Source organism: Roseimaritima sediminicola (assembly GCF_009618275.1).
GTDB lineage: Bacteria > Planctomycetota > Planctomycetia > Pirellulales > Pirellulaceae > Roseimaritima > Roseimaritima sediminicola.
Genome location: NZ_WIAD01000012.1, coordinates 49,641 through 63,759, shown reverse-complemented (window position 1 = coordinate 63,759; position 14,119 = coordinate 49,641). Strand labels below are relative to the sequence as shown.

Genomic DNA, 14,119 nt, shown 5'->3' with positions numbered 1-14,119 from the left:
CGTTGCCTACTGGGCCACTCGACGGGCACCACTCAAGATCACCGGAACCAGAGCCAATCCGCCACCGGCCATCCCAAACAAGACCAACAACGCGATCACGTCGCTGGTCTTCAAGCGGTCGGTCGCTTTCGTCTCCGCGGAGCCCCCACCGGCTTGGCTGGGTTCGCTGGGTTCGCTGGGTTGGCTGGGCTTGCTGGGTTGGCTGGGCTCGCTGGGTTGGCGGACTTGCCGGGCGGCATCGACCGCCACCACGTGCACGCCTCGGTACACGCACAGCGCGGCCAGCACCTCCGCGGGCATCACGGCCAGAGCCACCCGAGGATCCAGATCCAAGGGATGCGATTGCAGAAAAAATACCGCCGTCAGTGCGATCAGCAGAAGTAATAACAAAGCCCCGCTCAACCGTTCCAAAAACTGCCATCGGCTCGCGGCGTTGGCCGGTGGAATTCCGCTGCACAGTTGGGCCAGTACGGCCAAGGCGATCGCCGCCAACGCAATGGCCGTCAGGCGATGCGTGGCCAACCCCAGCAGTGTAATCCGGTCGACAAGGGGCGAGGCGGCGGCGGCCACGCTAAAGACCAGCACCGCCAACCAACAACATCCGATCGCCAGCACGGTCGCTCGCCGGGCCGCCGGCGGGGCAAGCAGCGCCAACAGCCAGGCGGCGGCCAGCGGGAACCATCCCCACGCCGCTCCGCCCCCGGCCAGCGGCGCAACGGCGAATTGAAACTGCCAAGCCAACCCGCCTACCAACAACGTCAACGGCACCAACACGATCGCCCGCAGCGGTCGCTCCGCGCCCAGCGTCGCCAGAACGGCCACGCACAGCGTCGCGCACATCAGGTAGGACAGGGGCAACATAGGCAATCAAACGCTCGGCTACTCGTCGGCCACGTTGACGTACACCTTTAACGCTTGGTCGTCTTCCACCAACAACCGCATCATCTCATTGTAATTGTCCAAGCCGTCGACCGGGCTGGTGAGGATCTTTTCGATCACGCCCGGATACATCATCTCGCCCAGTGCCAGATCACGGATCCCCATCTCGAAGTGCTCGCTGTTGGCATTCACGCTGCCCAGCACCAACTTGTTGCCCAGCACCCATTCGATGTTCACCTTGTCGCTGGGGAATTCGATCTGGCGTTCACCACCGGTGATGCTGGTCCAGACGACGACCCCATTGTGACCGACGTACTTCATCGCGTCGAAGGACAACCCGCTGTGGCCCGTGGCGTCGACGATCAAATCCGGGCGGCCGGTCTGGGCCACCAAATCGTCCAGGGACGTTTCTTTGGTGCTGACGTAGTTGGCTTCGAAACCATCGGCGATCGAGGATTTCAGATGCGGTCCCGGTGCGCGGGCGACCGTGTAGACCTGCAAGCCGCGCAGCCGCAGGATCAGGGTGGTCAGCAAACCGATCTGACCGCTGCCCAACACATAGGCCAGCTTGGGACGCCAAACCTTCATCCGCCGCTGGGCCTCGAAGGCCTGATGCACCGCCTTGGCCGCACAGCTCATCGGTTCCATCAAGACGTGCAAGTGCTTCAGTCCCGGCGGAACCCGCACGATGTAGTCCTGGTCGTCGACGAAGTACTCGGTCAGGAACCCGTGCCGCAGATTGATGCCGCGCTCGTAATAGGTTTCTTCGCTGGTCATGTCGTAGTGGCCGATCTGGTCATAGATCGAACCGCCCGGCCGCCGCACCGTCGCCGTCACGTAGTCGCCGGGTTTGACGTTCACCACGTTGGGACCCACCGCTTCGACCACGCCAAAGCACTCGTGGCCCAGGACCAGGTAATCAAAGCCTTCCGGGGCGCCGCCATACAGGGCGTCGTTGATCTCGCGGTCGGTGGCATCGACCCCGACTTTCAAAACCCGCACCAGCACGCCGGTACCGCCGGGCACCTCGTCCAGGGACGGCTTGGGAATATCCTCCAAGTGGACACTGTTGGGCTTACCCGGCGTAACGGCGACCGCTTTCATCGAATAACTCGGCTGAGGAAAAAGGCTGAAATGAGACAACAGGATGCTGACCGCCCCTGCCGGGCCGACAAGGGCGAACAAACGGGCGATGGAGCCCGCTGGGGAACGAGCGAAAATCCTAACAGTCTTTCCTAAATCGTGTCAGTGGGGGCACTTAAAACGCCTCCATTTTTCGCATGACCGCTTGTCAAAAATAGCCGGCAGGCATACAGTGCAGTAGATGAATGACACCAGCCCCCAAACGAACCCGCCGCGCACCACGGCGGTCGAAGCCCTGCGTTCGGTCGATCGCGAATTGATCGATACGCTTCGCGACGGCCAGCGACGCGGTGTGGCGGAGCTGACCGATGCGTTGGGGGTGACGGCGACGGCGGTCCGGCAACGGCTGGAACGATTGCTCGAAGACGGGCTGATCCAGCGTCACAAAGTGGTTTCCGGCCGGGGACGCCCCACCTTCAATTACTCGTTGACGGTGCTGGGTCACCGGCATGCCGGCGCCGACCATGGCGAGTTGGCCGAGGCGATGTGGCGGGAAATCGTGACTTTGCCCGACGAATCGGTGCGAACACGCTTGCTGAGCGGCATCGCGCGACGACTCGGCCAGAACTACAAGAGCCAATTAACCCGGCCCGACGACCCCAGCGGCGACGCGTTGGAACAGCGGATGCGCGAGCTCTCGAAATTGATGGCCGGCAACCGCATCCCCAACGACGTGACCCGCAGCGGCGAGGAAGCCCTGCCGGTGTTGGGCATCACGGCGTGCCCGTACCCGGATCTGACCGACGCCTCCGAACACCGCTCGATGTGCCACTTGGAAGAAGAAATGCTCAGCGAAGCCTTGGGTCGCGAGATCCAACTGACCAGCTGTCGCCTGGATGGGGACCACTGCTGTCAGTTTTCTCCCAAGGACAACGCCACAGCGACCTAACGCCAATGCGACACTGGGCCAACGCCCGCCTTTCTGCCGCGAACCGCTTCGGCGCTCGATCGCGGCATCGAGACAACCCATCAACCTACGCCCGTTTTTCACTTTAACCTCAGCGAATCGATGAGCGACGCCCCAAAACATCAATTGAAGATCGAAAACCTGCACGTCTCGGTCGGCGACAAACCGATCCTTCGCGGTGTGAACCTGACGATGGGCCACGGCCAGACGCACGCCCTGATGGGTCCCAACGGCAGCGGCAAGAGCACGCTGGGTTTGGCCATCATGGGCCATCCCGGATACGAAGTCACCGATGGCTCGATCCTGCTCGACGGCGAGGACGTGCTGGAAATGGAACCCAACGAACGGGCCCGAGCCGGATTGTTCATGGCCTTCCAGCGGCCCGTCGCGATTCCCGGCGTCAAGATGGCGGACTTCCTTCGCCACGCCACGACCAACGTCCGCCGCCCGGATCGTAAAGAGGGCGAAGACCTGATTCCGATGCGGGAATTCCGCAAAGAGCTGAAGGACAAGATGCAGCACTTGCGAATGGATGTCGAATTCGCTCGCCGCTACGTCAACGACGGCTTCTCGGGCGGCGAAATGAAGCGTGCCGAAATCCTTCAACTGGCGATGCTGCAGCCCAAGTTCGCGATCCTGGACGAAACCGACAGCGGTCTCGATGCCGACGCCGTGCGGCTGGCCAGTGAATCGATCGCCGATATCGGCGGCCGAGAAAAAATGGGCCTGCTGATCATCACCCACCACGACAAATTGCTGGAACACAATCCGCCCGAATTCACCCACGTGATGCTCGGCGGCCGGATTGTGGAAACCGGCGGCAAGGAATTGGCCGAAGAGCTGCACCGCAGCGGTTACGACCGAATCCGCACCGCCTACCCCGAAGCCGAAGCCCGCAACCAAGAGATGCTCAACGAAGAAACCGCCGTTTGAGCCCCTCACTGGGTTCGCCGCCGATGCGCGCGAACCGGCAACCCGTATCGAGCCCGTAGCGAATCAGGAATTGGATCATGGCAACCGACGTTACCGCGTCCGAACGCGACCAAATCGGCGAAATCAATAAGTACAACTTCCGCACCGAAACCACCGGTGTGTTCAAGGCCCAAAAAGGCATCAACAAGGAAGTCGTCAACCAGATTTCCGATATCAAAAATGAACCCGACTGGATGCGTAAATTCCGGTTGGACGCGCTGGAGATCTTCGAGCAACGGCCGATGCCCAAGTGGGGCGGAGCCATTGATCTGGATTTCCAGGACATCTACTACTACCTCAAACCCACCGATCACCAAGGTCGCACCTGGGACGATGTCCCCGATGAGATCAAGGATACGTTCGACAAACTGGGGATTCCCGAAGCCGAAAAGAAGTTTTTGGCCGGGGTGAAAGCTCAGTTCGAAAGCGAAGTGATCTACGGTTCGTTGCAGGAAGACCTGTCCAAGAAGGGTGTCCTGTTTACCGACACCGACTCGGCCGTTCGCGAACATCCCGAACTGCTGAGAGAATACTTTGGCACGGTGATTCCGCCGGCGGACAACAAATTCGCCGCCCTCAACAGCGCGGTCTGGTCCGGCGGTTCGTTCATCTACGTCCCCAAGGGCGTGCATATCGAGTTCCCGCTGCAGGCCTACTTCCGGATCAATGCCGAAAGCATGGGCCAATTCGAACGGACGCTGATCATCGTCGACGAAGGTGCCAGCGTGCACTACGTCGAAGGCTGCACGGCGCCGATGTATACCACCGAAAGCCTGCACAGTGCGGTGGTCGAAGTGATCGTCAAACGCAACGCTCGTTGCCGGTATACGACGATCCAGAACTGGGCCAACAACATCTACAACTTGGTCACCAAGCGGGCTTACGCCTACGGCGATGCCACCATGGAGTGGGTCGACGGCAACCTGGGCAGCAAGTTGACGATGAAGTATCCGGCGGTCCACATGATGGAACCGGGCGCGCGGGGCGAAATCCTCTCGATCGCGTTTTCCAGCGAAGGCCAACACCAGGACGCCGGCGCCAAATTGGTTCACTCGGCGCCGAACACCACCGGCCAGATCATCAGCAAGAGCATCAGCAAGAACGGTGGCCGCAGCAGCTACCGCGGGCTGGTCAAGGTGGATCCGGGCGCTCATCAGAGCAAGAACAACGTGGTCTGCGATGCCTTGATCCTGGATCCGGAAAGCCGCAGCGATACGTATCCGTATATCGAAGTCGGCGAACAGGATGTCCAGATCGGTCACGAAGCCAGCGTCTCGCGCATCGGTGAGGAGCAGATGTTCTACTTGCTCAGCCGCGGGCTGAGCGAATCGGAAGCCAGCACGATGATCGTCAACGGCTTTATCGAGCCGTTGGTCAAGGAGCTGCCGATGGAATACGCCGTCGAAATGAACCGGCTGATCCAGCTGCAGATGGAAGGCAGCGTCGGCTGATCCGGCGGCTGCCGATCGGCGCCCCGTCGATCCGTGACCTTCCGCGATCGAAAACCGAACTCCGTCGCGGCTTCCCACTTGAAGCAACCAGTTCGCCCGCCGGCCGCCCCGCCGGCGAGCGACGTTCACCGTACGCTTTCTTTGATCCATCGTTACGCAAAACGTCATGACCCAAACCACCTCCCCGCCTTCGGTCGCGTTTGACGCCGAAGGTTTCCAAGCCTTTCTTTCCAACCGGCAAGAACCGGACTGGCTGAGCGACCTGCGGCGACAAGCCTGGGACCACTTCGAAGCCATGCAGTGGCCCGAGCGTCGTCACGAGGAATGGATTCGCTCCGACCTCCGGCTGTTCCAGCTGAAGAAGCACCAACTCTCGCTCGCCGCCAGTGACGACACCGAGGTTCGCGAACAGCTGACCGGCGGTGTGGACCTGGGCGGCCAAGTGACCTCGGTCGACAACCACATCCACACCGATACCCTGGCCGAAGACCTGGCCGCCAAGGGCGTCGTCTTTGGTTCCCTGGACCGCTTGGTCAACGAGCACTCGGACCTGATCCGCAAGCACCTGTTTTCCGCCTTCGATCCGGACTACGACCGTTTCGCAGCCCTGCACGCGGCGTTCTTCGCCGGCGGACAGGTGCTGTACGTGCCCAAGGGCGTCGTCATCGACCGACCGCTGCACATCGACTCGATGCTCAGCAACGGCGGCAGCGATACCGGCCATACTCTGATCGTGCTGGAAGAGGGCGCCGAAGCGACCGTGCTGCATGAATCGCACAGCCCCACCTCCGATGCCGGTGGGTTGCATGTCGGTGCCCTGGAAATCATCCAGGCACCGAACTCGCACCTGCGATTTGTGGACCTTCAGGAATGGGGCCACAAGTGCAACCACTTTGCCCATCAAAAGGCTCGGGTGGGCGCCGACGCCTCGCTGCAGTGGACGATCGCGGCGATGGGTGCGGGGTTCGCCAAAGTCAACCAGACCGTCGAACTGGTCGGCGAAGGCGCGTCCAGCCAGGTCAACGGGGTGCTCTCGACGGAAGGCCGACAACACATCGCCTACCATACCCTGCAGCACCACATCGCCCCCAACTGCCAAAGCGACTTTTTGTACAAGTCGGCCCAGCAGGACCACAGCCGCACCGTTTGGCGCGGTATGATCAAGGTCGACAAGGCGGCGCAGAAGACCAATGGTTACCAGCGGAACGACAACCTGGTACTGTCGAACACCTCCCGGGCAGACTCCATCCCGGGCTTGGAAATCGAAGCCGACGACGTTCGCTGCACACACGGCAGCACGACCAGTAAGGTCGACGCCGAACAAATCTTCTACGCGCTGTGTCGTGGCTTTACCCGCAACGAAGCGGTGCGAATGATTGTCATCGGCTTCTTCCAACAGATTTTCGACCGGATCACGATCGAAAGCGTTCGCGAAGCGCTCGGTCGATCGATCGCTCAACAAGTACGCGACTACGAGTAAGCAATTATGGCCCTTTGCGAAGACAAGGTGCGTGAAGCACTCAAGCAAGTTATCGACCCCGAGCTGTACGTGAACATCGTCGACTTGGGACTGATCTACACCGTCGACATCTCCGAGCCCAACGACGAGGGCCAGCACGACGTGGCGATCGAAATGACGATGACCAGCCCGATGTGTCCGGCCGGCCCCCAGTTGGTCGCCGGCGTGAAAAGCTCCGCCGAAGGACTCGAAGAGGTCAACGAGGCCGACGTCAAAGTCGTGATGGAACCGCCGTGGACCCAGGACATGATGAGCGATGACGCTCGGGATCAACTGAATATCTTCTAAACCCGACAGTCACGACCACTATGCGAGTCTTTGCGGCGGAATTCGTCTGCGGTGGCGGTTTCTGCCAGCGCGACCTGACCGAAGTTCCCAAGGCATTGCGCCGCGAAGGCGGTGCGATGTTGCGGGCCCTTGCGCAAGACTTGACCGAACTGGGTGACGTCGTCGTGCCTCTCGATGCCCGGCTGAATGTGCGACTGCCGCGCTCGGTGCGGCGGGCGATGATCGATTCCAGCCAGCCGCTCTGGCCACAGTGGATCGAAGCCGCCCGCGACTGCGATGCGGCCATCGTCGTGGCTCCGGAACAAAACGGCACCCTGGCGCAAGCCGTCTCGATGCTTCGCGCCGGCGGTGTCGATCCGCTCATGTCCAGCGGCGACTTCCTGCGCGTGGCCAGCGACAAGTGGGAAACCGCACGGCGCTTCGCCACCCAGCGTGTGCCGCACCCGGCAACCTTCATCGCCGACACCATCCGGGACGCCGACCCCGCCGCGGCCCGGCGCTGGATCGTCAAGCCGCGCGATGGCTGCGGGACCGAACGGATCACCGTGTACGACAGTTTTTCATCCGCGGCAGCGGCTCTCGACCCGGGCGGTATCCTGCAGACCTGGTCCCCAGGCCTACCGGTCTCGGTTGGTTTAATCGTTGCCGGCGGTCAAATGACGGTCTTGCCCGCCGTCGCCCAGTCGATCGATTCGCGGTCCTGCAGCTACGCCGGTGGCGAAGGCCCGCTGCCGGCCGACCTCCAGCGCCGCGTCACCTCGCTGGCATCGTGCGCCCTGGCGGCCATGCCGCCGACGGCCAAAGGCTTTGTCGGACTGGATTTGATCCTGGGCGACAAGCCGGCCGAGGACTGTGTCATTGAGATCAATCCGCGTCTGACCACCTCCTACGTCGGCCTGCGGCACATGGTCGAAGACAACCTCGCAGCCCGCATTCTGGGCCACGGCGCAGGCCCGGTCCGCTGTGCGACCGAAGCGACCAGCGTCCGCTGGGCGATCGATGGACAGGTCTGGGTCAATGACCGATTGGTCGACGAGCGGGTCGGTTGCTGAAGTGACGCCGGCTTCTAAGGCAGAGCCCTCCGGCCGCCACGTGATGGGCCTGGACATCGGCGGAGCGAACCTCAAAGCGGCCGATACGCTGGGCCACAGCATCGACCGACCGTTCGCCCTCTGGCGGACGCCCGAGCGGCTGGCCGGTCAGTTGCGAGAGCTGGTGCACAAGCTGGCGACCCAGGCCGCGAGTGCGCCAGGCGTCGCGGCGGCCGAAAGCGCCTTCGATCATGCGGATGGTGCCGACGGCCTGCTGAAGGAATCGGACTTGGCCGTGACGATGACAGGCGAGCTGGCCGATTGCTTTGCTTCGGCGGCCGAGGGCGTGCGGTTCATCGCCAAGGCCGTCTGCACAGCCCTACCGGACCACGGGCGAATCTCCTTCTACGGCGTCGATGGACGGTTTGCCTCGCTGGCGGAAGTCTGCGCGGATCCGCACCGCTTTGCCGCCTCCAACTGGCACGCTCTGGCCGCCTTTGTCGCGAACGAGGCGCCGCCGCAGTCCTTGTTGATCGATATCGGCTCGACCACCTGCGATTTAATTTCTCTGGATGCAGGCCGTGTGAACACCGCTTCGCAATCGGACTTCGACCGACTGTGCCATCATGAACTGGTGTATGTCGGCTTCGGACGAACGCCGGTATGCGCGGTGGTCGACGACCTACCCATCGCGGGACGCACCGTTCCGGTCATGAACGAAGTCTTCGCCACGACCGGTGACTGCGCGCTCATCCTGGGCCTGGAACCGGAAGACGTTCGCGATACGCACACCGCCGACGGCCGGCCGCGAACCGTTGCTGCCGCCTCGGCCCGACTTGCGAGAATGGTCGGCCTGGATGCGGATCGCTTCCCAGCGGAGACCGCCCTGCGGTGCAGCCGGCACGTTTTGGCGGCGGTCCGCCGCCGCATCCTCGCGGCCATCGACGCCGCGCCACCGCACCGGCACTGGGTCCTCAGCGGTCACGGCCAAGCGCTGCTCGGTGACGCACGTCCCGACTCGCTCACCGCGACCGATCTCCGCGACACGCTGGGGCCAGAACTCAGCCGAGTCGCGCCCGCCTACGCCGTCGCCAGATTGCGAAGCGAGCCTCACCCGCGTTCGTAGCCGAAGTCGCCGAGCTCAAACTCTGGCGAGCTCAGCTGCCGTCCCCCTCCACTCACTCAGCGCACAGGGCCAGCGTAGCCAAACCATAGAACGTGTACTCCACGTCCTCGGCCGGGTCCATTGCAAAGCCGGCGAAGCCGCCGTCGTCACGCTGCATCTCGAGGGCGTAGTTGCGGAGACGAGCGAGGGAGATCCGGTCGGTCGCGTTCAGGTCGCTCAGGGTGATCACCCCGGTGCAACTGCTCAGCAGATCCGCCATGGGAATGCGGGTGTTGGCCGCCAGCCCGCCCTCGTCGGACTGCATCTCGGCCAGAAACTCCGCCGTCCGCTCGGCGATCTCGGGCGTTAGGGCACCCAGTGTCTTCAGAGCCCCGATCGCGGCCGCCGTCGGATTCACCCCGGCCCGTTTGCCCACGCGGATCTCCAGAAAGCCGCCTTCGGGATGTTCGTGACGCCGCAGAAAATCGACCGCTCGCTCGGGTTCGGGCTGCGGCATGTCGACCAGTTCGTAGCACAACGTGGTCAGAAACGTCTGGTAGGTGCTGCCCGCTCGGCCTTCGGGGCTCTTGGCGTAGCCGCCGTCGTCGCGGCGCAGCGACTCGAGCAACTGCGACAGTTTCTCTGGCCACTGCGGATCGGCCGCCCCCAGGACATCGATCCCCGCGACCAACTGCAGGACGGCCGCGCCGTAGACCAGGGAGATCAGATCGACGACGCTCTCGCGCTGGTCGAGCCGCGACCGCAGAAAGTCCGCCGCCCGCTCGGCTGACTCCTCTTCCAAGGCGTCCAGGATCATCAATGCCCGCAGGGCAAAGCCGGTGTAGTACGGATCACTGCCACCTTCCCGGCCGGCGAAGCCGCCGTCGGGTTGTTGCTGCCGGCGCAGCCAATCGGCGTGCCGCTGGCGAACCTCCGCGGGCAGGCGGACCGCACCGGCGGCCAGTCGAAACGTCAAATCTTGCAGGTAGGACACGCAGAGAAAACCTTAAAAGTAGCTGAGCAGCTCTCCAAGAGTCGCCTTTCGCTCCGCCGAAAGCAGTTTTTCAAGAGTCGCCTTTCGCTCCGCCGAAAGCAGCTTTTTACGTCTTTCACTTTCGCGGAGCGAAAGGCAACTCTACACCGCTTCAGTACGTGATCCGGAACCGCTCGAACTGGCCGCTGGCGGAGCTCTCGCGACGCTCCGCGGTGTCGATGCGGTGACGCAGCTCGGTCTCGATCGCCGTCAGCAACCGCTCGACGTTGGCTCGCGTTCCCTCGGCCACCACTTCGACGCTGCCATCGGGCAGGTTACGCACCGTTCCGGTGACGGGAATCGGTTCGGCCAGCATAGCGGTCGTGGCTCGAAAGCCAACGCCCTGCACCGTCCCCTGATAGATAATTTTCACACGAATCGCTTCAGGCATGGGTGATCACGTCGGAATGGGTTTCGCGCTCGGACAATTTGCCTTCGGCGGCCACGCGTTCGATCACCACCACACACATGTCATCGTCTTGAGGTCCGGGCCCGGCGTGTCCCGCCACGGCGCTAACCAATTGCTGCAGGGTCGCATCGGCGTCTTCACCGGCGGCCACGATCCGGCGGATCGCGTCGATGCCGAACGGTTCGTCCTCGTCGTTCATCGCTTCGTTGATGCCATCGGTATACATCAACGCCAGATCGCCCACCTCCATCCTCAGCGGCACCGCTTCGTACTGCATGCCGGTCTCGATGGCGATGGGCAAACCGGATTCTTCCGCGCCGGGTTCATCAATCGAACCGTCGGACGCTTTGCGCACGATCGGACACATATGACCGGCATTGACGATGCTGACCACATCCTTAACCGGATCGATCACCATCAACAAGAACGTCACAAAGCGTTCGATCTGCAAAGCGCTCATCCGGTCGTTCAGCATCTCGATAGCGCGTGCCACGTCCGGTTCGCCAGCCAAGCAGAACCGCGTTTCGGCGGACAATTTGGCCATGAACATCGCCGCCGCGACCCCGTGGCCCACGACATCGGCCACCACCACGCCAATCCGTTTACCGGGCAAGCGGATGTAGTCGAAGTAATCGCCGCCGATATGGTGCGCGGCTTTGTAGAAACTCCGCAGCCGATACCCGGCGACGTCCGGCGGCTGCTGCGGCAAGAACGCCTGCTGGACTTCGGTGGACAGTTTCAAGTCCTGTTCGACTTCGCGCTGGGCCAGCGCTTGTTCGTGCAGCTGGGCATTGCGGATCACGATTCCGGCCTGGGCCGCGACCGCGGCCAACAGGTCGACATCGTTGTCGGCAAACCGCCCCTGGCCCTCGCTGGTATCGATCTGCAAGGCCCCAAAGGCGACGCCTTCGCTGTCGATCAGCGGAGCGCAGATCATCGAACGAATGCGAAAATCCGCGATCGAAGCGGCCGCGTCGAAGCGGTCGTCGTTGGCTGCGTCCAGCGAGAGGATCGGTTCGCCGCCGGTCATCGCTTGATGCAGGATCGTGCGGCTGATCCGGATCGTCTGCTCCTGGTGCTTGGCCCGCGTCTTGACCCAGCGCGGCGTCAGCGTCCCGTCGGGTTCGCGAAGCACAACGAAACCGCGATCGGCTTGCGAAAAGATCTCGAACAGCGAGGCCAGCACCTTCGGCAGGACGTCGTCCAACGACAACGCTTGGCCCAGATTCGTAGTGATCTTCAGTAGCGCCGCCAGTTTGGCTTCGGCCGTCGCGGTGATTCGCGACGTATCGCCCGAGCGGCGGATGTCGATCCGCGAGCTGGAATCGTCGTCGCTGACCGGATCGTCGACCATCACGATGCCGAACTGCGTACCGTCGAAGGTCATCTCCGAACTGGGATTGAAGGCCGGCGGCGAATCGCGGTGAAACACCAGCTCCACCTCGCAGATCCGGATCCGGTCGCCCTCTTCCAGCGGATGCGTCGTGGAGACCAGTTTGCCGTTGACGAACGTCCCGTTGCGGCTCTGCAGGTCTTCCAGAAAGTACTCGGCATCGCGCCGGAAAATTTTCGCGTGATGCCGGCTGACCGCCCCGACGGTCAGGATCACGTCGCACTCGGGGTGCCGACCGATGATCGCCGTTTCGGGCAGGTCGTAGCGACCGGCGGAGCCTTCACTGCGCGAGGAAAGGAAAGCCATGATGGAGCAACACACAAGGCAACGAGGAAGACGCCGGTCAAGGGTTGGAGGGTTGTCATTTTGGCGCCTGCCAGCGGCGGCGTCAACGAACCGGGGGGCCCTGTCCCCAAGGCCCACGCGATCGATCGGCTCCCAGTTGACCGAGAAAGACCCAGCTGCCAATGGCCCCGCAGAATCCGTCACCCCGCAGAATCCGGCGTTCAAAACGCCCAAATCCACCGGCCCCCGCTTGACAGCCAGCCGGCGATTCTTAGTTTAATACGCGGCCCAATGGTGTAATTGGCAACACGATAGATTCTGGTTCTATTATTCCAGGTTCGAGTCCTGGTTGGGCTACTTCCCGCGTTTTCCCTAGGCTTTTAGCCTCATTTGCAGTGCGTTTCGGGTGCTTTCCAGCGTCCGTTTCGGCCCCAAATGCCTGGGAAAGAGCGTGGATGTTACCACCGGCGTTACCACCGGCGTTACCACCGGCGTTACCACGGCGCTCTTCAACATCCGATTTCGTCTGAACAGGCTTGCCGGTGAGCTTCGTCACCCCGTCCGCCCAGTGGTCGGTCGTCACCTGCAAATAGTGCTCGGCAGCCACCTGGGACGAATGTCCCAGCCATGCGTCCACAACGTGGCTGGGGAATGCCTCTTGCAGCTCGGTGCGGCGGGTGGAACGCAGATTGACGAATGTCTTTGTCCACGGAACGCATCCGGCCCGCTGAATGATTCGGTGCAGTTGCGTGCCCAGGTTCGCGTCCACCGCGTAGCCGACAATCAAGCGGCGGTTCATCACCAAATCGTTTTCCCGGTCGGCGGCGGCGGCTTCCAGGATCGGCAGCAATTCGGGAAACAGCGGACAGAATCGCAGCCCCGTTTTCGGTGAATCGATCCGCAGGCGGCCAGCGTCCCATTGAACGTCCGCCCATCGCAGCCGAGTGACTTCGGAGGGACAGCGCAGGCCACCGTATCGAGCCAGGGCGAAGACCAGCCGCCAGTCGTGATCCGGGCAAGCTTCCAAGACCGCGGCGGCGGTGGTCCGATCCACGAAGTGATGGCGTTCCGCATTGGCTTCCGAACCGATCTTCACGGTTGCAAACGGGCTTGCGCCCAGCAGCCGGCCCCGGACCGCATCGTTGAACAGCAGCCGCGCGCGTTTAACGTGTTTGGCCACGGTCGCCACCGCCATCGTTTTGACCGGCTTCCCGTCGCCATCACGGCGGACCACATAGGTCAGCAGCCATCGACGCCACTGGTCCGCATCGGCCGGCGTGATCGAGCGCAACGTCCGATCCGCTCCGAAGTATTCGATCAGATACCGCCGTGCCTGTTGATAGTTCCGGACCGTGTGCTGCGAAACATCCGTCCGGCGTTCGATGAACCGATCGATGAACGCACCCAGCAACCGGTCGGCGTCGGTTGTTTCCTGCGCGGATCCATCGTCGACCAATCCAAGCTTGACCAGGTTGGTCCGCAGCCGGCCGGTAAGCTTGCTCGCCCACGCTTCGGCGGGTGCCTCGGGACGTGTACCGGCAGACTGGGCGCGGATCAACTCCGACACATGCGAGAAGATGGCGCTCGCAGCCCGCTTGCTCATATCGCCCAGCCACAGGGCGCGTTGTTTGCCGGCGTCATCGCGCCAGCGGATCTTGAAGCCGGGCCGGTCGCCCTTCTGTTGATGCAATGAAGCCATCGCGA

General features: G+C 62.6%; 13 protein-coding genes, 1 tRNA gene and 1 pseudogene. 9 read left to right on the top strand and 6 right to left on the bottom strand.

Annotated elements, in window-relative coordinates:
* Positions 1-6: 6 nt before the first annotated feature.
* Positions 7-861 carry a hypothetical protein gene (locus GE027_RS08595; RefSeq protein ID WP_162006636.1) on the bottom strand — a complete coding sequence of 285 codons (855 nt, stop codon included), beginning with the start codon at positions 859-861 and terminating at the stop codon, positions 7-9.
* An 18-nt stretch (positions 862-879) separates the two neighbouring features.
* Positions 880-1,983 carry a glucose 1-dehydrogenase gene (locus tag GE027_RS08590; protein WP_153556777.1) on the bottom strand — a complete coding sequence of 368 codons (1,104 nt, stop codon included), beginning with the start codon at positions 1,981-1,983 and terminating at the stop codon, positions 880-882.
* A gap of 220 nt (positions 1,984-2,203) precedes the next feature.
* On the opposite strand from GE027_RS08590, the gene GE027_RS08585 reads away from it, so the two are divergent.
* The 7 genes from GE027_RS08585 to GE027_RS08555 all read left to right on the top strand — a co-directional run bounded on the left by GE027_RS08585 (position 2,204) and on the right by GE027_RS08555 (position 9,316).
* Entirely contained in the window at positions 2,204-2,911 is a 708-nt protein-coding gene (locus GE027_RS08585; protein ID WP_153556776.1) for a helix-turn-helix transcriptional regulator, read from the top strand.
* Between the two features lie 120 nt (positions 2,912-3,031).
* Complete coding sequence (gene sufC, locus GE027_RS08580) at positions 3,032-3,862, top strand: Fe-S cluster assembly ATPase SufC (RefSeq protein ID WP_153556775.1); 831 nt, start codon at positions 3,032-3,034, stop codon at positions 3,860-3,862.
* Between the two features lie 77 nt (positions 3,863-3,939).
* On the top strand, positions 3,940-5,352 hold the full coding sequence (gene sufB, locus GE027_RS08575; protein ID WP_153556774.1) for a Fe-S cluster assembly protein SufB: 1,413 nt from the start codon (positions 3,940-3,942) through the stop codon (positions 5,350-5,352).
* 166 nt (positions 5,353-5,518) lie between these two features.
* Positions 5,519-6,832 carry a Fe-S cluster assembly protein SufD gene (sufD, locus tag GE027_RS08570; protein WP_153556773.1) on the top strand — a complete coding sequence of 438 codons (1,314 nt, stop codon included), beginning with the start codon at positions 5,519-5,521 and terminating at the stop codon, positions 6,830-6,832.
* Positions 6,833-6,838: 6 nt separating this feature from the next.
* Positions 6,839-7,159, top strand: coding sequence for a metal-sulfur cluster assembly factor (locus GE027_RS08565; RefSeq protein ID WP_153556772.1), 321 nt, complete (start codon positions 6,839-6,841; stop codon positions 7,157-7,159).
* Positions 7,160-7,179: 20 nt separating this feature from the next.
* Positions 7,180-8,211 (top strand): ATP-grasp domain-containing protein, encoded by a 1,032-nt coding sequence (locus GE027_RS08560; RefSeq protein ID WP_153556771.1) that lies wholly within the window; start codon positions 7,180-7,182, stop codon positions 8,209-8,211.
* Positions 8,212-8,254: 43 nt separating this feature from the next.
* Positions 8,255-9,316: a hydantoinase/oxoprolinase family protein gene (locus GE027_RS08555; RefSeq protein WP_162006635.1), complete on the top strand. Its 1,062-nt coding sequence runs from the start codon at positions 8,255-8,257 to the stop codon at positions 9,314-9,316.
* A gap of 52 nt (positions 9,317-9,368) precedes the next feature.
* Here GE027_RS08555 and GE027_RS08550 read toward each other — a convergent pair whose 3' ends face one another.
* From GE027_RS08550 to GE027_RS08540, 3 genes are all read right to left on the bottom strand, one after another.
* Positions 9,369-10,289: a prenyltransferase/squalene oxidase repeat-containing protein gene (locus GE027_RS08550; RefSeq protein WP_153556769.1), complete on the bottom strand. Its 921-nt coding sequence runs from the start codon at positions 10,287-10,289 to the stop codon at positions 9,369-9,371.
* 151 nt (positions 10,290-10,440) lie between these two features.
* Positions 10,441-10,719: an acylphosphatase gene (locus GE027_RS08545; RefSeq protein ID WP_153556768.1), complete on the bottom strand. Its 279-nt coding sequence runs from the start codon at positions 10,717-10,719 to the stop codon at positions 10,441-10,443.
* Entirely contained in the window at positions 10,712-12,436 is a 1,725-nt protein-coding gene (locus tag GE027_RS08540) for a SpoIIE family protein phosphatase (protein WP_153556767.1), read from the bottom strand. The genes GE027_RS08545 and GE027_RS08540 overlap by 8 nt, the downstream gene beginning before the upstream one ends.
* 264 nt (positions 12,437-12,700) lie before the next feature.
* Here GE027_RS08540 and GE027_RS08535 point away from each other — a divergent pair.
* Positions 12,701-12,772, top strand: a tRNA-Gln gene (locus tag GE027_RS08535).
* 277 nt (positions 12,773-13,049) lie between these two features.
* Here GE027_RS08535 and GE027_RS23715 read toward each other — a convergent pair.
* Positions 13,050-13,826: pseudogene (locus GE027_RS23715) on the bottom strand (tyrosine-type recombinase/integrase); the annotation flags it as partial.
* Here GE027_RS23715 and GE027_RS23350 point away from each other — a divergent pair.
* Positions 13,752-14,108, top strand: a complete 357-nt coding sequence (locus GE027_RS23350) for a hypothetical protein (RefSeq protein WP_237607402.1) — start codon at positions 13,752-13,754, stop codon at positions 14,106-14,108. The pseudogene GE027_RS23715 and the gene GE027_RS23350 overlap by 75 nt on opposite strands.
* Positions 14,109-14,119: the final 11 nt, after the last annotated feature.